Here is a 19,539-nt window from a genome sequence, read left to right as displayed (position 1 = left end):
CTCAGATGTCTCCCTTCAGGAGAATCTTGTAATTCTGTGCGATGTAGGTGCACAGGGAAATGACGGTGAGCGCGAGTGCGATCCAGGTGGTGAGAACGGTCAGCAGGCGGAGGGCGGAAACATTCAGGATCATCAGGATCACCGCGATCATCTGGAAGGTGGTCTTGAACTTGCCCCAGTAATTGGCCGGAATGACGATACCGTTGTCGGAGGCCACCAGGCGGAACCCGCTGATGACAAATTCACGGCCGATAATGATGACGACCATCCACGCGGGAATCTCCCTGAGTTCAATCAGGCAGATCAGCGCCGAGCAGACCAGGAGCTTGTCAGCCAGGGGATCCATAAATTTCCCGAAGTCGGTGACCAGGTGATATTTTCTCGCGATCTTGCCGTCCAGGGTGTCTGTGAGGCTGGCCGCGATGAAGAGCACCAGGGCCGTCATCCGGAAGGCATAATTCTGCCCACCGTCACAGAGCAGGAAAAAAACAAAGAACGGGACAATAATCATTCGGAGTACAGTGAGTTTATTCGGCAGATTCATCGGTTACCTCCTCCCCGATCAGGTCATATGCATTGGAACCGGTCACGCGGGCACGGATAAAGGAACCGGACAGAATTTCCCGGTCCGTGCGGACAAAAATCTGGCTGTCCACATCCGGCGCATCCATGTAGGTTCTTCCGGTATAGACGATGTCGTCCGTGTCCGTGAGCCGCCCCTCGACCAGGACATCATAGACATTGCCGACCTTCTCCGCTGCCTTCTCGAAAGCGATCTGCTGCTGCAGGGCCATAATCTCCCCGCGACGCCGCTCCGCCACCTCCTCGGGAACCTGGGCGTCCATCTCCGCTGCCGGCGTTCCCTCCTCACGGGAATACGTGAAAACCCCAAGACGGTCAAAGCGTGTCTCGCGGACAAAGTCGAGGAGAATCTGATGATCCTCCTCGGTCTCTCCGGGGAACCCGGAGATCAGTGAGGTTCGGAGGCAGATATCCGGGATCCGCTCCCGGATTTTCCGGATCCGCTCCGTGATCTCCGCCAGCGTGGTGCGCCGCCCCATTTTTCGGAGGATCCGGTCACTGGCGTGCTGGATCGGCAGATCCAGGTAATGGCACACATGCGGGGTCTTTGCAACCGCGTCGATGATGCTGTCGGTCAGCTCCTCCGGGTAGCAGTACTGCAGGCGGATCCAGCGGATGCCGTCCACGCCGGAGAGGAGCCTTAGGAGCTCGGGAAGGAGCTTCCTCCCACAGAGATCCGTGCCGTAAAGCGTGGTCTCCTGCGCCACCAGGATCAGTTCCCGCACATCACGGGAAGCGAGATTTTTCGCCTCCGCGAGAAGCCGGGGCATCGGGACGCTGCGATAGGGTCCGCGCAGATACGGGATAATGCAGTAAGTGCAGCGCTTGTCGCAGCCCTCGGCAATTTTGAGGAAGGAGTAGCCGCCGAGCGTGGTAAGCACCCGGCCAGCATCCTCCTCTTCCTCCATGGCTTCCGGGGTTTCGGCGAGCGGCTCGAAGTCGGTGATGTGGCTCTCTCCGCCAAGCACCCGCCGGATCACGGAGCTCACGGTCCGCCCGGAGGCGGTGCCGACCACCGCGTCGACCTCTGGGATCTCCCGGAGCACCTCCTCCTGGTAGCGCTCGGCCATGCAGCCGGAGACAATGAGCGCCCGGCACCGGCCATTTTCCTTAAGCTTCGCCGCGTCCAGGATAGCCCCGATGCTCTCCTCCTTGGCGGAATCGATGAAGGCACAGGTATTGACAAGGACAGCATCCGCCTCCCGCTCGTCGTCGGTAATTTCCCAGCCGTCGCTGGTGAGCCGCCCGAGCATGCGCTCGGAATCGACAAGGTTCTTGTCACAGCCCAGGGAAACGCAAAGTAATTTCATACAAATTCTCCAATGTCAGGCGCCCGCCGGCGCAGGATGCAAAAAGGTCTTTTTAGCCGGCAAAAGCCATCTCCGTGCGGAAACACGGGACGGCTTCAGGGCTTCATCCGCTATCAATCAGTATTCATTGTCCTCGACTTTGTCGTCCTCAGACAAAATTTTTACTTTACCCTGGTAAATCTCCTCGACCGCAATGGAGAGCGGCTTCTTCCCCTCGCAGTCATCGATCAGGGGCTCTGCGCCGGCAATCAGCTGCCTGGCTCTCTTGGCGGCAGCGATGACGATGGAATAGCGGCTTGTAATCTCCGGCGATCCCTCATCTGCGTACTTGTTGACCGCATCGATCATTTCTGTGAAAGACGGACGTAACATCATGGTAAATCAGACTCCCTTCAAACCTTGCGCAGCACGTCATGCCTTTTTGTACTGCATCATCTGTTCCTGTATATTCTTGACAAACGCGAGGTGATTGTTCATTCTCGCGTGTGCTGCCTGGATAATGCCGTGCATTTCCTCCGCACAGCGCTCCACCTGGTCATTCACGACCAGATAATCATACTGGTCCATGCCGGCGGCCTCCTCGGATGCCCGCGAAAGCCGTGCCTCGATGGTCCCGATATCCTCCGTTCCCCGCCCGATGAGCCGGTTTCTGAGCTCCTCAGCGCTCGGCGGCGTGACAAAGATCAGCAAGGCCTCGGGAAATGCCTTCCGGATGTTCATGGCGCCCTGGATCTCGATCTCGAGAAGGACGTCCTTCCCGGCCTCGAGGTTCTTCATCACATAGGATCTCGGCGTCCCGTAATAGTGGTCCACATATTTCGCATATTCCAGGAGCTCGCCGTCCCGGATCATCTGCTCGAATTCTTCATTCGTCTTGAAAAAATATTCCCGTCCGTCGGCCTCGCCCTCCCTCGGCTGCCTTGTCGTCGCCGACACCGAGAGGGCATAGCTGTCATATTCGGAGAGAAGCCTGCGCATGAGCGTTCCTTTTCCGGCGCCGGAAAAGCCGCTGACGACGCAGAGAACACCACGGTTATCCATCGGATCTTCCTCCCTTTCCGTTATTCCAGATTCTGTATCTGTTCGCGGACCTTTTCAATCTCCGTCTTCAGGGTGATGGCCGCGTCGCTGACTTCCTTGTCATTGGCCTTGGACAGGATGGTATTGGCCTCCCGGTTCATCTCCTGGGCAATGAAATCCAGTTTCCGGCCAACGCTTCCGCCCTTCGTGAGCTCGCCGCGGGTGGCATCGATGTGGCTTTTCAGGCGGACAACCTCCTCGTCCGTGCAGATGCGGTCGGAGTATGCGGTCACCTCTGTGGCGATCAGGCTCTCATCGACCTGCGTGCTTCCGAGAAGCTCGTGAACCTTGTCGAGAAGACGGGTCCGGTATTCCTCGACGATCTTCGGGGAGCGCTCGATGATCAGCCCCACTTCCTTCTCCATCCCGTCAAGCTTGTCGAGAAGGTCTTTCCGCAGATTCTCCCCCTCGCGGGTTCTGGCGTCGACCAGCTTTCCTGCCGCCTCCCGGACGACCGGGGCGATCAGGTCGAACAGGCGGTCCTCATCCCCGCTCTCCTCCTCCATCGTGAAGATCTCCGGAAGGGCAGAGAGTTTCGATACGGTAATGTCGTTCTTGATGCCGAACTCCCGGCTCATCCGGTCAAAATACCCGATGTAGGCCTTTGCCAGGCTCTCGTTAAACCGGAGGTTGACCGGGGCATCCGCCGACGGTTCGCAGGTGATGAAAACATCGACCTTGCCCCGCTGGATGTATTCCTTGAGAAGGCTCCGAACGGAGGCTTCCATAAAATTCAGTTTTCTGGGCACCTTGACCGAGAGATCCAGGTACCGGTGGTTCACCGCCTTGATCTCGACGGCGATACGGTATTCGCCCGTGATCATTTCCGCGCGGCCGAAACCGGTCATACTTCTGACCATGTTTGCACCTCATATCTGTCATTCCATAGTTATTAAGATTATAGAGCAAATCAATTTTCGCGTCAACTCTGAAAACTTGCGGCAGATTTGCCGGTATGTTACAATGGTTCTATTCTGCATACACCGGAAGGATCCGCGAAACGGCTGCCGGCAGGCGGTTTTGCGGGTTCACCCCGGAACGCGGGGTTCCAATCGTAATAAACATTGTATTTGAGGTGATCTCTATGGCCTTTGACGGCATTACGACAGCTGCCCTGGTGCGCGAGTTCGACAGCGCGCTCCGCGGCGGGCATATTTCCCGAATTTCCCAGACTGAGAAGGACGAGCTCTACATTACCGTGAAGAACAACCGGAAAAATCTCCGCCTCGTCCTCTCCGTGAACGCTTCCCTCCCGCTCGCATATCTGAGCGATGACAGCAAGGCAGCGCCGATCAGCGCGCCGAGCTTCTGTATGCTTCTCCGGAAGCACATGAATGGCGGAAAAATCCTTTCCGTCACCCAGCCCGGCCTTGAACGGGCGATCCACGTCCGGGTTGAACATCGGAACGAGATGGGCGACCTCGGCGAGGCGGAGCTGATCTGCGAGCTGATGGGCAAATACAGCAATATTATTTTCACCGGCGCGGACGGCGTCATCATCGACAGCATCAAGCGGATCTCCGCCCAGGTGAGCTCCGTCCGGGAGGTCCTTCCGGGGCGGAAATATTTTCTTCCGCAGACCGTGAAAAAGACCGATATCCTGAACGCCTCCACGGAGGAGATCGCCGCCCTGCTCATGACTTCCCAGGTTCCTGCGGGGAAGGTCTGCGCGGCGGTCTTTACCGGCATCAGCAATGCGGCCGCCCAGAATTTCTGCGCGGCCGCGGGGATCGATGCCGACACACCGGCTTCGGCGCTCACCGATGCCGAGCGCCTGCACCTTGCCGGCACGGTCAGCCTCGCGATGGAGGATGTCCGCGAGGGGCGCTTCACGCCGGTGATCCTGTACCGCGGCGGCGATCCGGTGGAATTCTCCGCCCTCATGCCCGTAAGCCTTCCCGCCGATGAGACGGTCCGGCATTTTGCTTCCATGAGCCAGGTTGTCGAAAGCTACTACGGCGCGCGGGACCTGATCTCCCGCATCCGCCAGAAATCCCAGGATCTTCGCCATGTGGTCTCCACCATCCTTGAACGCGATTATAAAAAGCTCGACATCCAGGAAAAGCAGCTCCGGGACACTGAGAAAAAAGACAGATACCGGCTCTACGGCGAACTCCTCAACACCTACGGCTACGAATTGAAGGGCGGCGAGAAGCAGCTCGTCTGCGAAAATTATTACACAAACCAGGAGGTCACGATCCCCCTCGATCCTACCCTGACCGCCAGGGAGAACGCGCAGAAATTCTTTGCGCGGTATGACAAGCTCAAGCGCACCGAGGAGGCCACCAGCCATCTGCTCAAGGAGACCCGCGCAGAGATCGATCATCTGGAGTCCATCTCCGCCTCCCTCGATATCGCCCTTCGCGAGGAGGATCTCGCGGAGATCCGCCAGGAGATGATCGAGTACGGGTTCCTTCACAGGAAGGGTCCCCAGGCCAGGAAGGCAAAGATCACGAGCCGGCCCTTCCACTATCGCTCAACCGACGGATTTGACCTCTATGTGGGCAAAAACAATTATCAGAATGAAGAGCTCACCTTCCGTTTTGCCTCCGGCAATGACTGGTGGTTTCACGCAAAGAAGATGCCCGGCTCCCATGTGATCCTGAAAAATGACGGCAGGCCGATCCCCGACCGGGCTTTCGAGGAGGCCGGCGCACTCGCCGCCTATTACTCGAAAGGGAGAAATGCGGACAAGGTGGAGATTGATTATATCCAGAGGAAGCAGCTCCGGAAGGTCAACGGCGGGGCGCCCGGATTTGTCATTTATCATACGAATTACTCCCTCATGGCGAAGCCCGAACTTACGCTCGAGGAAGTGAAGGACCGCTGAGAAACCGGAAAGCTGCCAGGAAGGTTCCCCCTCCTGGCAGCTTTCCGCATTTTCTATTAGGATTTCTTCTTTGCCGCAGCCTTCTCAATGCTGTTGTACTTCGGAACCAGCACTTTCGTGCCGCCCATGTACGGCCAGAGTACCTCGGGAATCTTCACGGAGCCGTCCGCCTGGAGGTTATTTTCCAGGAAGGCGATCAGCATTCTCGGCGGGGCAACAACCGTGTTGTTGAGCGTGTGCGGCAGATATTTACCGTTTTCCCCGTTGATGCGGATCTTCAGCCTTCTCGCCTGCGCATCGCCCAGGTTCGAGCAGCTTCCCACCTCAAAATATTTCTTCTGTCTCGGGGACCAGGCTTCCACATCCAGGGATTTTACCTTGAGGTCAGCCAGGTCGCCGGAGCAGCAGTTCAGCGTCCGTACCGGAATATCCATGGAGCGGAACAGGTCTACCGTATTCTGCCAGAGCTTGTCGTACCAGAGATTGGATTCCTCCGGCTTGCAGACCACGATCATCTCCTGCTTCTCGAACTGATGGATGCGGTAGACACCTCTCTCCTCAATGCCATGCGCACCCTTCTCCTTGCGGAAGCACGGGGAATAGGAAGTCAGCGTCAGCGGCAGCTGTTCCTCAGGGATAATCTCGTCAATGAATCGGCCGATCATGGAGTGCTCGCTCGTACCGATCAGGTAGAGATCCTCCCCCTCGATCTTGTACATCATGGCATCCATCTCGTCAAAGCTCATGACGCCGTTGACCACATTGCCATGAATCATGAACGGCGGGATGACATAGGTGAAACCGCGCCCGATCATGAAATCCCGGGCATAGGCGAGAACCGCGGAGTGCAGTCTCGCGATGTCGCCGATCAGGTAATAGAAGCCGTTTCCGGCTACCCGTCTCGCCGCGTCCAGGTCGATACCGCCGAAGCTCTCCATAATGTCGGTGTGGTAGGGAACCTCAAAGTCAGGAACCGCCGGCTCGCCGAACTTCTCAATCTCGACATTGTGCGTATCATCCGGGCCGATCGGCACGCTGGGATCGATGATGTTCGGGATGACCATCATGATCTTATTGATCTTCTCTCCGAGCTCCTTCTCCTGCTCCTCCAGCTCAGCAAGGCGCGCCGCGTTGGCGGTCACCTGCTTTTTGACCTCCTCGGCCTCCTCCTTCTTTCCGGCCTTCATCAAGGCGCCGATCTGCTTCGCGGTCTTGTTCCGGTTCGCGCGGAGCTCCTCCGCCTCCTTCATGACCTCACGGTTCTTTTTGTCCAGCCCGATCACTTCGTCCACGAGCGGGAGCTTGCGGTCCTGAAACTTATTCCGGATGTTCTGCTTGACGATCTCCGGATTTTCTCTGACAAACTTAAGATCCAACATTGGTTCTTTCCTCCCATAGGAGAGAACGGGTGTGCCGTTCTCCGCGTTTACGGTATTTCATTATACAACATTCCGGGACTTCCGAAAAGGCGGACAGGTGGAATTTTATTCCCGTTCAGCACCAGTGTGGGGAAAAGGCCCGCAAAACGGCCGCTTGCGGACGGCTTTGCGGGCCTTTTCCCCACACTGGTGGCCAAGTGCCGAAGGCACTCGGCCACCCCACATCGAGCGAAGCGAAGCTTCGCGAGATTCGGGGGCTGAACGGGAACGTCTCTGCAGCTTTTTTGCCACGCAGGTGGCCAAGTGCCGAAGGCACTCGGCCACCCCACATCAAGCGAAGCGAAGCTTCGCGAGATGCGGGGGGCTGAACGGGAACGTCTCTGCGGAGCACCTCCGCGCGGCTCTAGTCGTGTGCCTCCACGCAGAGGAGGTCTCCCCCGGAAAATGTCACCTCCGCCCTCTCCGCGGAAATCTCATTGCTGACACAAAGGGAACTCCCCATCGTTACCAGGCGCTTATCCAGCGGATACTTAAAGCCCGACAGGGTGACATCGCGGACTTCCGGGGAGAGGGGGATGAAAGAAATATACTTTCCCCAGGCATTTTCCCGGGAAAAGGTCTCCCCGCTCTCCGCAATATGGATGCGGTTCTGCCGGTCATAGAGAAAGACGCGCATCCCCCGGTTCCGGTAGAGAAGGAGCAGCTGGATATTCGCCAGCTCGTGGTCAATCCGGCCGCCCAGCGCCCCGAGGATATCGGCTTCCGTGCAGCCGGCCCGCTCCGCGTCCCGGAGGGCAAGCTCGGTATCTGTCTCGTCCTTCTCCGGCCGGTGAATATCGAAGGCGATCCCCCTGTCTTTCCGGAAATACTCAACATGAGACGGATCCACCGTGTCGAAATCCCCGACGAGCTCATCCGGGCGGAGGCCAAGCGCCCGCATCGCCTGTAATCCGGCGTCGGCGCCGATGACAAAATCGTAAGTCCGGTTTTTCAGGAATTCTGCGGTAAAATCGATGTCAATCCTTCCCCCGGTGATGATCAGGCAGCGCATCAGCCCTGCGCCTCCCGGAATTTCTCGAGAAACGCGGTGACGTTGTCCGCGGGATCCCCGCGGAAGACGGCGGAACCGGCGACAATCGTGTCCGCCCCGGCGCGGATGACATCCCCGACATTGCCGAGATTGACGCCGCCGTCCACCTCGACGCGGGTGCTGAGCCCGCGGTCCGCAATCATCTTCCGGACGGCGCGGATTTTATCCAGCGCGTAGGGGATGAACTTCTGGCCGCCGAAGCCCGGGTTCACGGACATGATGAGCACCATGTCCGCTTCCTGGAGGATGCAGGACAGCGCCTCCACCGGTGTCGCCGGATTCAGGGCAACCGCCGCCTGCATGCCCGCCTCGTGGATCCGATGCAGCGTGCGGTCAAGATGAAGGCAGGCCTCCTGATGGACGCAGAGGATATCCGCTCCCGCGTCCTTCATGGCGTCGATATAGCGGTCCGGGTTCATCACCATCATGTGCACGTCAAAAACCCGGTTCGTCAGCGTCCGCAGTGCCTTGATCACCGGCATGCCGAACGAGATGCTGGGGACAAATTCCCCGTCCATCACATCCAGGTGGATGTACTGGGCACCTGCCCGGTCAATCGCCTCAACCTGTTCCCCGAGTTTCGTGAAATCCGCCCCCAGGACGGAGGGTGCGAGAATCGTCATTGGTTAGCCTCCTGATCATCGTTGATCCTGTCAATCTGTCTTATGCGCGTCTGTCCTGCGCGGTTCCCTGGAAATCCTCCTCAGTACTTCCGCCGTTCTTTCAGCTCCTGGTAGATCTGGCGGTAGTTCTCGTATCGGCTCACCGGGATTATCCCCTGCGATACCGCGTTTTGAACCGCGCAGTCCCGCTCGCCGATATGGACGCACTCGCGGAAACGGCAGGACGGCGCATACGGGGCGAATTCCGGAAAATACGCTTTGAGTTCCCGCTCATCTGTCCCGGTGATCTCGATGGAGCTGAACCCCGGCGTGTCGCAGATAAAGGTATCCGCGCAGACGAAGAAGATCTCCGAATGGCGGGTGGTATTCTTTCCCCGCCCGAGCTTGCGGCTGATCTCCCCGACCTCCATACCGGCATCCGGCTGCAGCCAGTTGGTCAGCGTGGATTTGCCGACACCGGACGGCCCGGCGAGAACCGTGGTTTTCCCCCGGAGAACCGTCATCAGCTCGGGGAGTCCTTCCTCCCGCACCCGGCTGAGGAAATGCACCGGGCAGCCGGATGACCGGTAAATGGCGGCGATCCTCTCCCGCTCCTCCGGGCCGATGAGATCCGCCTTGCTGATGCCGATAACCACCGGGACATCCTGGATCGCCATCATGACCAGAAAACGGTCAAGGAGGTTCAGGTTGGGCTCCGGATTTTTCGCGGCGAAGATGACGAGCGCCTGGTCGATATTGGCTGCCGCCGGCCTGAGGAGGCGGCTCTTCCGCGGAAGAATCCGGTCGATATTCCCCGCCTTCTCCACATCCGTGTCCGTCACCTCGGTGAATTCCACATCATCGCCGACAAGCGGCTTTACGCTGTTCTTCCGGAAAAGCCCCCTGGCGCGGCACTGGTAAATGCTTCCGACACCGTCGTGCACATAATAGAAGCCGGCGATGCCCTTGATAATTTTTCCCTTCATTCGTCTCCGTTTTGCCTGCTTACCTGTCTACTTCGATAAACCGCAGGGTATAGCTCTTTAACACCTTGTCATTGGTCAGATCCAGCACATCAAGCTCGCCGCTGGACACCCCGTCCGCCCCCTCGATGCTGTAGTGCACCGGAAGGGAGGTGTTGCCGGTCATATCTGTCGGCTCCATGATGACGCGGGTGACATTTTCCCCGTTGACTACCTGCTTCATGACCACGGAGATGGTGAGGGAGGTATTCCCGGCGCTCGGGCCGAGATAGGCCTGCAGGGAGATCGTGTCGTCCACCGCGGCCACGTAGTGCGTGTTCTTTCCCGTGCTGACCACATAGTTCACGCTGCTCCCCTTGTCGGCCTCGGTTCCGGACGGGACAGACTGGGTGATGATCAGCCCCTCAGCGACATCCCGGCTGCTCTGCTTCGTCCCCTCCCCGAGGGTGAGCCCGACAGATTCGAGAACCTGCTTAGCCTCATCCGGGCTCATGCCGGTGATGCTGGGCACGGTGACCTTGGCTACGGCGGGACCGAGGCTCGAGGTCAGCGTCACACTGCCGCCCTCCTCTGCCTGCGCGGGAGAATAGCGGATCACCTTTCCCTGGGGAACGGTGTCGCTGTTCTCCTCCTCGACGGTAACCGTGAACCCCTTGTCCGTCAGCAGCTTCTTCGCCGCATCGGTGTCCATGCCGGCAAGGCCAAGGCCGGAAAGATCGGTGAGCGCACCGGTCCCGCTCTCGGAGGATTCGTCCGCGTCAGAGGATTCATCGGACGAGTCGGAGATCGACACCGTGAAAGCCGCGGAATCTCCGCCGGCACCGTCCGATGCGGCAGAAACGCCTGCTGTAACGCCGCTTCCCTGTCCGCCGGAGAAACCGCCGAAAATGCCGGTCAGGCGGAAGCCGATCACAACGATCACAATGACGATCAAAACCGCAGCGAAGATGCCGACCCCGGTCAGGATATGGTCGAAGGCGGCATCGGAATCCTTCGGCTTCCCGTGCCGGGAATCCCGAAGCCGGGAGATTTCCTCCTGCTTCTTCCGCCGTACCTTCGCCCTCTCCTCCTCGACCGCGTTTTTCAGCTGTCCGGCACGCGGCGTTTTTTTCGGTTTCGTTTCCCAATCCGCGGCATCCGCGTGCAGATGGCTGTCCTCGGGGTCAACCAGCGCATAGCGGAGGTCGGCGATCAGCGCATTGGCGTCCTGGTAGCGGTCCTCCGGCTTCTTTTCGGTACATTTCATGATAATCCGGTCCAGGCTCGGTGTTACCTCAGGATTGATCCTGCGCGGCGGCGTGACCGGCTTTTCCAGGTGCGCGAGGGCGACCGCGACCGGCGTGTCCGCGTTGAACGGCGTCTGGCCGGTTACCATCTCGTACATCGTGATCCCCAGAGAATAGATGTCGCTCCTCGCGTCCGCGAGCTGCCCCCTCGCCTGCTCCGGGGAAATGTAGTGGACAGAGCCGACGGCATTTGTCCCTGTCGTCTGGCTCGTGACCTCCCTGGCGATGCCGAAATCGGCGACCTTCACCTTGCCGTCCCGGGAGATCATGATGTTCTGCGGCTTGATGTCCCGGTGCACGATGTGCTGGTCATGGGCGGCGGCGATGCCCTGGGCGGCCTGGATCGCGATGCCGATCGCTTCCTTGACACCGAGCCGGCCCTTATTTTTGATATAATTTTTCAGTGTAACGCCGTCCACGAGCTCCATGACGATATAGTGGAGATGATTCTCGTCGATGACATCGAAAATGCTGACAATATTCGGATGGTAGGACAGGGCGGATGCCGTCCTCGCCTCCTGCTTGAACCTTTTGACGAAGTCCTCGTCCTCGCTGTACTCCTCTTTGAGGACCTTGATCGCGACAAACCGGTTCAGCACGTGGCATCTGGCCTTGTACACCTCCGACATGCCCCCGGTACCGATGAGGGACAGGATTTCATAGCGGTTCTGGAGGTAATCGCCGGGTTTAAGCCTCATCGCCTTTCACCTCGCTTGCCGTATTCCGCACGAGAACCGCGGAGATATTGTCCCTGCCGCCGCGGCTGTTGGCGAGGGAAATCATCTGTTCCACCATGCTCCGGACCGTCCCGCCTACGCGGATGATCCGGAGCATGTCGCGGTTGCTGATCATATTGCTCAGGCCGTCGGAGCAGAGAAGGAAATAGTCCCCGCTGCCGAGCGGAACCTCGAAAAAGTCGGCGGCGACATTCCTGTCCACACCGACCGCCCGGGTGATGATATTTTTCCGCCGCTCATACTCGGCGCTCCCCCTCGTCATCTGCCCTCGGTCCACGAGCGCCTCGACATAGGAGTGATCCTTTGTGATCTGGGAAATGCCCCTGCGGTCGATCAGGTAAAGACGGCTGTCCCCCACATTGGCCGCGCAGAGCGTCGAATTGACGACGGTTGCCGCCACCAGGGTGGTTCCCATCCCCTGCAGGTTCTCCTCATTCTGGGAAAGCATGAACAGCTCGCGGTTGCACTCGCGGATCGCCCGGCTTAAGACCGCGATCGGCCGGGTATCAGAGCTCGCGCTGATCTTCTCGACAAAATGTTCTTTGAGATACCGGGAGGCATAATCTCCGGCCTTGTGGCCGCCCATGCCGTCCGCGACGAGAAACAGGTTGGAGAGCCCGCCGATCGGTTTCTCGGACACGAAGAACGTGTCCTGGTTGATCGGCCTGACCCTGCCGATATCTGTGCATCCGTATGCAATCATCGCTGTCCTCCTCCCCCCGCCGCGTGGGTGTCAATGTAGCTCTTTCGAAGCTGTCCGCAGGCGCCGTTGATGTCCCTTCCCATTTCCCGCCGGACGGTGGCTGTGATGCCGTGTTTTTCCAGAATCTCCCGGAAACGGTTGATCTCCGGGCGCGCGGACTGCACAAAGCTCCGCTCACGGATCGGGTTCACCGGGATGAGATTCACGTGCCCGTGAAGTTTTCCGATCCGGCGTGCCAGCTCCTCCGCATTCTCCGGGCTGTCGTTGACGCCTCCGGCCAGGGAATACTCGAAGGTCACCCGCCGACCTGTCCGGGCGAAGTAGTCCGCGCAGGCATCAAGCACCTCCTCCATCGGGTAAGTGCCCGCGATGGGCATCAGGGATTTCCGGATCTCATCGTTAGGCGCGTGGAGGGACAGCGCGAGGGTGATGGAGAGGCCTTCCCCGGCCAGCCTCCGGATCCCCGGCACAAGGCCGCAGGTCGAGAGCGTCACATTGCGCTGGCTGATGTTCTGCCCGTCCTCCCCGGTAAGAAGGCGGATGAACCGGACAACCGCGTCATAATTGTCGAGGGGTTCACCGGATCCCATGATCACGACATTGGAGACCCGCTCCCCGGTATCCCGGCGGATCTGGTACACCTGCTCCAGGATCTCCGAAGCCCGGAGATTCCGGGCAAGGCCGTTCAGGGTGGACGCACAGAAGCGGCAGCCCATCCGGCAGCCGGCCTGGGAGGAGACGCAGACGGAATTACCGTGCTGGTAGCGCATGAATACGCTCTCGATCACATTGCCGTCCGGCAGCTCAAAAAGGTATTTTCTCGTGCCGTCGATGCCCGAGACCAGAACATCCAGCTTTTTGACCGTGACAAGCTCCGCTTCCGCCGCGAGCTTCGCGCGGAGGTCACGGGAGAGGTTGGTCATCTCCTCCAGCGAGTCCGCCATCTGGACATGCATCCAGCGGTAGAGCTGGGCAGCCCTGAACGGTTTTTCGCCGAGGCCGGACAGGAAATCCCTGAGCTCCGCGAGCGTCATCGAGCGGATGTCCGGCTTCCCGTCAGGAACAGTTGTCTGAAGTTCGTTCATTTGCTCACTCATCGTTTCTTCTCATTACACAGATAAAAAAGCCGTCACAGGGGTGCTCGCCGGGAAGGAGCTTCAGCATGCCTTCTGCCATGGAAGGCTCCTGAAACTCCGTGCCCAGCCGTCCGCGGATGTCCACCGGGCTGAAAGGGCAGGCAGCGAGAAATGCCCTGACATTGTCCTCATTCTCCGCGCCCGTCAGCGTACAGGTGCTGTAGACCAGCGTGCCGCCGGGCTTCACATAGCGCCAGACGGTGCCGAGAATCTCCCTCTGGAGGGCGGAAAGGTCGCGGATTTTTTCCGGGGTCGAGCGGATGCGGATATCCGGCTTCCGTCCGATCACGCCGAGTCCAGAGCAGGGAAGGTCGGCAATGACGACATCCGCCTTTTCCTCGAGCGAGGGGTCGAAGGCTGCGGCATCCCAAACCTCGGCCCGGATATTGGAAAATCCGGACGCCGCGATGTTCTCCCGGATAAGCTCAACCTTCTGCCCGCTGATATCCCGGACAATAACCTGGCCGGTACCCCGGAGAATATCCGCCGCGTGGATCGCCTTTCCGCCCGGAGCGCCGCAGACATCAACGACCGTATCTCCCGGCCGGATGCCGGCGGCGTCCCCGGCGAGGGAGGAACTCAGGTCCTGCACGGAAGCCCGGCCATCCCGGAGGACATCGATCCGGTCCGGGGAATCCACCCCGCAGAGCGCGAGAACCTGCCCGTCCCCATAGATCGGGACTGCCCGGATCCCCTGCGCAAGGAGGGAGTCCCTGACCTCATCGGGTAAGGCCCGGTCGAGATTCACCCGTACGGTCATAGGTTCGGGACGGAAAAAAGCCTCCATCATGCGGCTGGCGCGGTCATTTCCCAGTTCGCGGGAAAAGAGGCCGATCATCCAGGGCGGGAGGCAGTATTTTTCCGGACCCTCAAAAACCAGGGCGTCCTTGTTCCGGGAAATGTTCCTGAGGACGCCGTTCACGAAGCCGGAGAGGCCGGAAAGCCCCCTCGCCTTCGCCATCCGAACAGCCTCATTGCAGGCGGCGGAATCGGGCACCCTGTCCAGCTGGAGAATCTGGTAGACCCCCATGCGGAGGATCGTCCGCACGGGCGGTTTCATCTTTGCGCACCTGATCTTGGAGAAGCGGTCCAGAACCGCGTCCTCGCGGATGACATACTCCACCGTCCCCAGGACCAGCCGGCTGAGAAATGCCCGGTCCTGTTTCGGCAGGTAGGCGTACTTCCGAAGAACGGCGGCGAGCACCAGATGGCTCATCTTCCCCTTCTCGAGGATCTCTATGAGCGCGTCAAACGCGATATCTCTCGGCGTAATCGAAGCCACAGCAGTATTTCCCTCCGGTTATGGTATCATTCGTCTGTCCGGCGCCCCTGTGGCGCCGTCCTCAGTTGTCTCTCCTGTTCCCGCCGAAAAGGATAAGCAGTCTCAGAAGCTGCAGGAGCGAGCCTGCGGCAGCCGCCACATAGGTCATGGCAGCCGCGCCGAGCATGGATCTCGCGCCGGAGATCTCGTCCCGCTGCAGGATGCCGTTATTCTCCAGGAGAGCCAGTGCGCGGCGGGAGGCGTTGAACTCTACCGGAAGGGTCACCAGCTGGAAAATGACAGACAGCGAGAACAGCAGAATGCCCAGGGAGACCAGGGTCTGCCCCCGGAGCAGGATGCCGATGAGGATGAGGGGCCAGGAAATCTGGGCGCCGAAATTCACGACCGGGACCATCGCCCCGCGGAGGCGGAGCGGCACATAGCCGTTGGCGTCCTGCACCGCGTGGCCGCACTCATGGGCAGCCACCGCGACCGCCGCCAGGGAGGTTCTCCCGTAGATCGACTGCGACAGGTGGACCGTCTTGTCCCGAGGGTCATAGTGATCCGTCAGCTCCCCGCTGACCGGGACCACCTGCACATCGTAGATCCCCTGGCTCCGGAGGATCGTCTGCGCGGCTTCCGCGCCGGTCATGCCGGAGAGGCTGCCGATGCGCTCATATTTCGCGTAGGTCGACCGGAGTTTTGCCTGGGCGGCGAGGCAGATCACGACGCCGATCAGGACAAAAACGTAGGTGGGATCCCAGAAAAGCCCGTAATATCCGTATCCGTACATAGAGAATCATCCTTTCACTCTGGTAAACTTCTCCCCCTCGCGGATCTTGTGCCCGCGCAGAAATTCATCCGCCGTCATCCGGCGCTTTCCCACCGGCTGGAGCTCGCGGATCAGGAGGTCATCCTTCCCGGTGCGGACGAGGATGCCCTCCCTGCCTGCCCGGAGGATTTCCCCGGGGGCAGCGTCCGGAATATCCCTCCCGGCGCTGTCTGTTTTTTCCCCTGAGGCACTGTCCGGGCTGCTCCCGGAGGGAATCACGTCGGCATCCCAGATCTTGACCGTCTTGCCATCCAGGGAGCTGAATGCCGTCGGCCAGGGATTGAGACCCCGGATAAGGCACTCGATCCGGCGCGCATCCGCTGTCCAGTCAATGTCCCCCAGTTCCTTTTTCAGCAAGCCGACATGCGTGGCCAGGCTCTCCTCCTGGGGAACGGGCGTAATCAGCCCCTTCTCCCGCTTGTCCAGGGTGGACACGATCAGCTCTGCGCCCGCTCCCGCCAGGCGGTCAAACAGGCTCCCGCCGGTTTCCTTCGGATCCAGAAGGACTTTCTTCTGCTCGAGGATATCGCCGGTATCCATGCCGGCATCCATCAGCATCGTCGTCACCCCGGTCTCCCGGTCGCCGTTGATGACCGCCCACTGGATCGGCGCCGCGCCGCGGTATTTCGGGAGCAGCGAGGCATGGACATTGATGCAGCCGAGGCGCGGGATGTCCAGAACTTCCTGCGGGAGGATCTGGCCGAATGCCGCGACGACGACAGCATCCGGGGCGATGTCTCGGAGCGTGCCGAGAAATCCCGGATCCTTCCTCACCCGCGCGGGCTGGAGGACCGGAAGGCCGAGCTCAAGCGCGCGGGTTTTCACCGCCGACATGGCGACCATGTGGCCGCGCCCCTTCGGACGGTCCGGCTGGGTGACAACCGCCGCGATGTCATGGCCGGCACCTGCCACCGCATCCAGGATGGAGACTGCAAAGTCCGGCGTTCCCATAAAAACAATTTTCATTCTTTCCCTTCCCCGTCTTCCTCATCCTCAGGCTGCTCAAGGTCGATCAGTTTTCCCTCGACCTTATCTACATAGAGGATGCCGTCCAGGTGGTCTGTCTCATGGCAGATCGCCCGTGCGAGGAGATCCTCGCCGGTCAGGGTGAATTCCTTCATGTCCGCGTCCAGCGCGCGCACCGTCACCTTCTGCGGGCGGGTCACCACGCCAGCCTTATTCGGCACGGAGAGGCAGCCCTCCTCGCCGGTCTGGGAGCCCTCCTGGCTCACAATGACCGGGTTGATCAGCGTGTACTGGTGGCCGTCCCCGACATCGATGACGACGATTCTCTTGCGGATGCCCACCTGCGGCGCGGCGAGGCCGACGCCGTCCGCGTCATACAGGGTATCATACATATCTCCGATCAGTTCCTTGAGCGACGGGGTCATCTTCTCCACTGGCTTGCACACCTTGCGGAGCACCTCATCCCCCTCGGTCCTTATCTCTCTGATTGCCATTTCTTGCTCATCCTTTCTGCCGTTACTGCAGGTCATAGAGCAGCAGTACCCGGGAAAATGCCGGATCCGCCGCGGTCTTTGCGATAATTTTCCTTATTTTTATGAGTATAGCACAATCTCCCGCCTTTACGTAGAAAATTTTCCGGAAGGCATCCTTCACCCGGTACACCGGGGCGTCCGCCGGCCCGACGGCCCGGGCGCCATAATTTTCCGGATGGACAGCACGCACAGCATCCGCGCAGGCGTCCGCACAGGCAATCACATCCTTCTCCCGGCCGGCGGAAAAAAATACGGACAGCATCGCCCCCGCCGGAGGATAGCCCGCAGCCTCACGGTAAGCCATCTCCTGGCGGTAGAAGCCCTCGTAGTCCTGGGCGGCGGCCGCCCGCACCGCGTAATGGCCAGGCTCGTAGGTCTGGATGAGGACCTGGCCGGGCCTGCTGCCCCGGCCTGCCCGCCCCGCCGCCTGGGTAATCAGCTGGAATGTCCGCTCCGCCGCGCGGAAATCCGGGGTGTTCAGTGAAAGATCCGCGGCCATGATGCCGACCAGTGTGACATTGCCGAAGTCATGCCCTTTGACGATCATCTGGGTGCCGACCAGGATATCCGCTTCGCCGGCGCCGAAGGCCTCGAGAATCTTCTGTCCGCCCTCTTTCCCCTTCGCGGTATCGGCGTCCATCCGGAGAACCCTTGCCCTGGGAAATGCCGTTCTCGTCATCTCCTCAAGTTTCTGTGTCCCGGTGCCGAAGCCGGCAAGATACGGGGAACCGCAAGCGGGGCAGCGGTCCGGCAGGCGCATCTCGTAGCCGCAGTAATGGCATACCAGCCGGTTTCTCCCATGGAGGGTCAGGGAGACGTCGCAGTGTGGGCAGCGGATGGGTTTCCCGCAGGACCTGCAGGAGACAAAATTGGAAAATCCTCTCCGGTTGATGAAAAGCATGACCTGCTCTCCCCTCCGGAGCCGGTCCTCCACCGCCTCACGGAGCACCCCGCTGAAAATCGTCCGGTTGCCGAGGGCAAGTTCCCGGCGCATGTCCACAATCCCGGCTTTCGGGAGGACGCTCCCCGCGGCCGCCCGGCGCGTCAGCCTGAGCAGCCGGTATTCGCCGGTGAGCGCCCGGCGGTAAGACTCGAGGGATGGGGTCGCCGAGCCGAGCACCAGGGCGGCGCCCGCAAGGCGTGCCCTCTCCATGGCGGCCTCCCGCGCGTGGTAGCGCGGCGCCTGCTCGCTCTTATAGGAGGTTTCATGCTCCTCGTCGATGATGATAAGGCCGAGGTTCCGGAACGGGGCAAACAGGGCAGATCTCGGGCCGATCATGATCTGGACGTCCCCACGCTCGGCCATTTCCCACTGGTCATAGCGCTCGCCGGCGGAGAGGCGGGAGTTGAGGATCGCGATCCGGCTGCCGAACCGGCGGTAGAAGCGGAAGACCGTCTGGTAGGTCAGGGAAATCTCCGGGATCAGGAGGATCACCTCCTTCCCCTGCCGGAGGACATGCGCCATCATCTCCATGTAGACTTCGGTCTTGCCGCTCCCGGTGATGCCGAAGAGAAGGATCGGCTTCCGGTCGCCGCGGTCATAGTTCTCGATGAAGCTGTCCACCGCGGACTGCTGCTCGGGGTTAAGCTCAACGGTCTTTCCGGCTTCTTTCGCCCCGGTGAGCGGTGTGCGGAGCACCCGCTGTGTCTCGATGGCGATGATACCCTGTTCTTCCAGGGGCCGGAGCTGCGGCTCCGCGATCCGCAGCTGGTTTCTCGCGATCTCCATCGGGATCTCGGGGGTTTCCCGGAGAGCGGCCAGGAGCCTCATCCGCCCCCGGTATCCGCGCCGGGCAGCGAGCGCGGAGGCCTGGGCCAGTGCCTCCGGGGAAGCCAGGAGGCGGATAGCCTTCTTTTCCTTCGGCCGGATCCTCTGTTTCACCGGAAGCACGGTGCGGAGCGCCTGGTTCATGGTCGCCCCGCAGGTCTCCTTCATCCAGGCGGCGAGCGCGATCAGCTGGGACTGGACGCCAAGCCGGGAATCGCCGATCTCCCCGATATCCCGGATCCGCGCGGGGTCAATCTCCGGCGTGTCCCGGAAGCCGATAACAAAGCCGTTCCGCAGGGATTTTCCATTGCCGAAGGGCACCCTGACCGCGCTCCCCACATGAAGGCCGGGAACCATCTCCGGCGGAACCCGGTACTGGAACGGCCGGTCTGCGCTCGCCTGGGAGATATCGACGATCACGTCGGCGTACCACGTTTTTTCGGTTTTCACGCTCTTCGCCC

General features: G+C 60.3%; 18 protein-coding genes. 1 reads left to right on the top strand and 17 read right to left on the bottom strand.

Annotated elements, in window-relative coordinates; genetic code table 11:
- Position 1: 1 nt before the first annotated feature.
- The 5 genes from pgsA to ISF27_RS03235 form a co-directional block, all read right to left on the bottom strand.
- On the bottom strand, positions 2-544 hold the full coding sequence (pgsA, locus tag ISF27_RS03255; RefSeq protein WP_194609049.1) for a CDP-diacylglycerol--glycerol-3-phosphate 3-phosphatidyltransferase: 543 nt from the start codon (positions 542-544) through the stop codon (positions 2-4).
- On the bottom strand, positions 528-1,892 hold the full coding sequence (rimO, locus tag ISF27_RS03250) for a 30S ribosomal protein S12 methylthiotransferase RimO (RefSeq protein ID WP_194609047.1): 1,365 nt from the start codon (positions 1,890-1,892) through the stop codon (positions 528-530). Before rimO ends, pgsA begins: the two co-directional genes overlap by 17 nt.
- Before the next feature lie 117 nt (positions 1,893-2,009).
- Complete coding sequence (rpoZ, locus tag ISF27_RS03245) at positions 2,010-2,267, bottom strand: DNA-directed RNA polymerase subunit omega (RefSeq protein WP_407926040.1); 258 nt, start codon at positions 2,265-2,267, stop codon at positions 2,010-2,012.
- Positions 2,268-2,303: 36 nt separating this feature from the next.
- Complete coding sequence (gmk, locus tag ISF27_RS03240) at positions 2,304-2,933, bottom strand: guanylate kinase (protein ID WP_194609045.1); 630 nt, start codon at positions 2,931-2,933, stop codon at positions 2,304-2,306.
- A 20-nt stretch (positions 2,934-2,953) separates the two neighbouring features.
- Positions 2,954-3,832 carry a YicC/YloC family endoribonuclease gene (locus tag ISF27_RS03235; RefSeq protein WP_194609043.1) on the bottom strand — a complete coding sequence of 293 codons (879 nt, stop codon included), beginning with the start codon at positions 3,830-3,832 and terminating at the stop codon, positions 2,954-2,956.
- Between the two features lie 224 nt (positions 3,833-4,056).
- Here ISF27_RS03235 and ISF27_RS03230 point away from each other — a divergent pair, with 224 nt between their 5' ends.
- Positions 4,057-5,802, top strand: coding sequence for an Rqc2 family fibronectin-binding protein (locus ISF27_RS03230; protein ID WP_194609041.1), 1,746 nt, complete (start codon positions 4,057-4,059; stop codon positions 5,800-5,802).
- Positions 5,803-5,858: 56 nt separating this feature from the next.
- On the opposite strand, the gene serS is transcribed toward ISF27_RS03230, so the two are convergent.
- The 12 genes from serS to priA all read right to left on the bottom strand — a co-directional run bounded on the left by serS (position 5,859) and on the right by priA (position 19,528).
- Complete coding sequence (gene serS, locus ISF27_RS03225) at positions 5,859-7,181, bottom strand: serine--tRNA ligase (RefSeq protein WP_194609038.1); 1,323 nt, start codon at positions 7,179-7,181, stop codon at positions 5,859-5,861.
- Positions 7,182-7,584: 403 nt separating this feature from the next.
- Positions 7,585-8,232, bottom strand: a complete 648-nt coding sequence (locus tag ISF27_RS03220) for a thiamine diphosphokinase (protein ID WP_235985999.1) — start codon at positions 8,230-8,232, stop codon at positions 7,585-7,587.
- Entirely contained in the window at positions 8,232-8,894 is a 663-nt protein-coding gene (gene rpe, locus ISF27_RS03215) for a ribulose-phosphate 3-epimerase (protein WP_194609036.1), read from the bottom strand. The genes ISF27_RS03220 and rpe overlap by 1 nt, the downstream gene beginning before the upstream one ends.
- An 80-nt stretch (positions 8,895-8,974) precedes the next feature.
- Positions 8,975-9,859, bottom strand: a complete 885-nt coding sequence (gene rsgA / locus ISF27_RS03210; protein ID WP_194609034.1) for a ribosome small subunit-dependent GTPase A — start codon at positions 9,857-9,859, stop codon at positions 8,975-8,977.
- Between the two features lie 19 nt (positions 9,860-9,878).
- Positions 9,879-11,840, bottom strand: coding sequence for a protein kinase domain-containing protein (locus tag ISF27_RS03205; RefSeq protein WP_194609032.1), 1,962 nt, complete (start codon positions 11,838-11,840; stop codon positions 9,879-9,881).
- On the bottom strand, positions 11,830-12,582 hold the full coding sequence (locus ISF27_RS03200; RefSeq protein ID WP_194609030.1) for a Stp1/IreP family PP2C-type Ser/Thr phosphatase: 753 nt from the start codon (positions 12,580-12,582) through the stop codon (positions 11,830-11,832). The genes ISF27_RS03205 and ISF27_RS03200 overlap by 11 nt, the downstream gene beginning before the upstream one ends.
- Complete coding sequence (gene rlmN, locus ISF27_RS03195; RefSeq protein WP_235985998.1) at positions 12,579-13,679, bottom strand: 23S rRNA (adenine(2503)-C(2))-methyltransferase RlmN; 1,101 nt, start codon at positions 13,677-13,679, stop codon at positions 12,579-12,581. The genes ISF27_RS03200 and rlmN overlap by 4 nt, the downstream gene beginning before the upstream one ends.
- On the bottom strand, positions 13,672-15,000 hold the full coding sequence (gene rsmB / locus ISF27_RS03190; protein ID WP_194609028.1) for a 16S rRNA (cytosine(967)-C(5))-methyltransferase RsmB: 1,329 nt from the start codon (positions 14,998-15,000) through the stop codon (positions 13,672-13,674). Before rsmB ends, rlmN begins: the two co-directional genes overlap by 8 nt.
- Positions 15,001-15,061: 61 nt before the next feature.
- Entirely contained in the window at positions 15,062-15,772 is a 711-nt protein-coding gene (locus tag ISF27_RS03185) for a zinc metallopeptidase (RefSeq protein WP_194609026.1), read from the bottom strand.
- 6 nt (positions 15,773-15,778) lie between these two features.
- Positions 15,779-16,777, bottom strand: a complete 999-nt coding sequence (fmt, locus tag ISF27_RS03180; RefSeq protein ID WP_194609024.1) for a methionyl-tRNA formyltransferase — start codon at positions 16,775-16,777, stop codon at positions 15,779-15,781.
- Positions 16,774-17,271, bottom strand: coding sequence for a peptide deformylase (gene def, locus ISF27_RS03175; RefSeq protein WP_194609022.1), 498 nt, complete (start codon positions 17,269-17,271; stop codon positions 16,774-16,776). The genes fmt and def overlap by 4 nt, the downstream gene beginning before the upstream one ends.
- Before the next feature lie 22 nt (positions 17,272-17,293).
- Positions 17,294-19,528 (bottom strand): replication restart helicase PriA, encoded by a 2,235-nt coding sequence (gene priA, locus ISF27_RS03170; protein WP_328701486.1) that lies wholly within the window; start codon positions 19,526-19,528, stop codon positions 17,294-17,296.
- Between the last annotated feature and the right edge of the window lie 11 nt (positions 19,529-19,539).

It is taken from the genome of Clostridium vitabionis, assembly GCF_015351765.1.
GTDB classification, from domain to species: Bacteria; Bacillota; Clostridia; order Lachnospirales; family Lachnospiraceae; genus Clostridium_R; species Clostridium_R vitabionis.
This window is presented reverse-complemented; position numbering and strand designations above follow the sequence as displayed.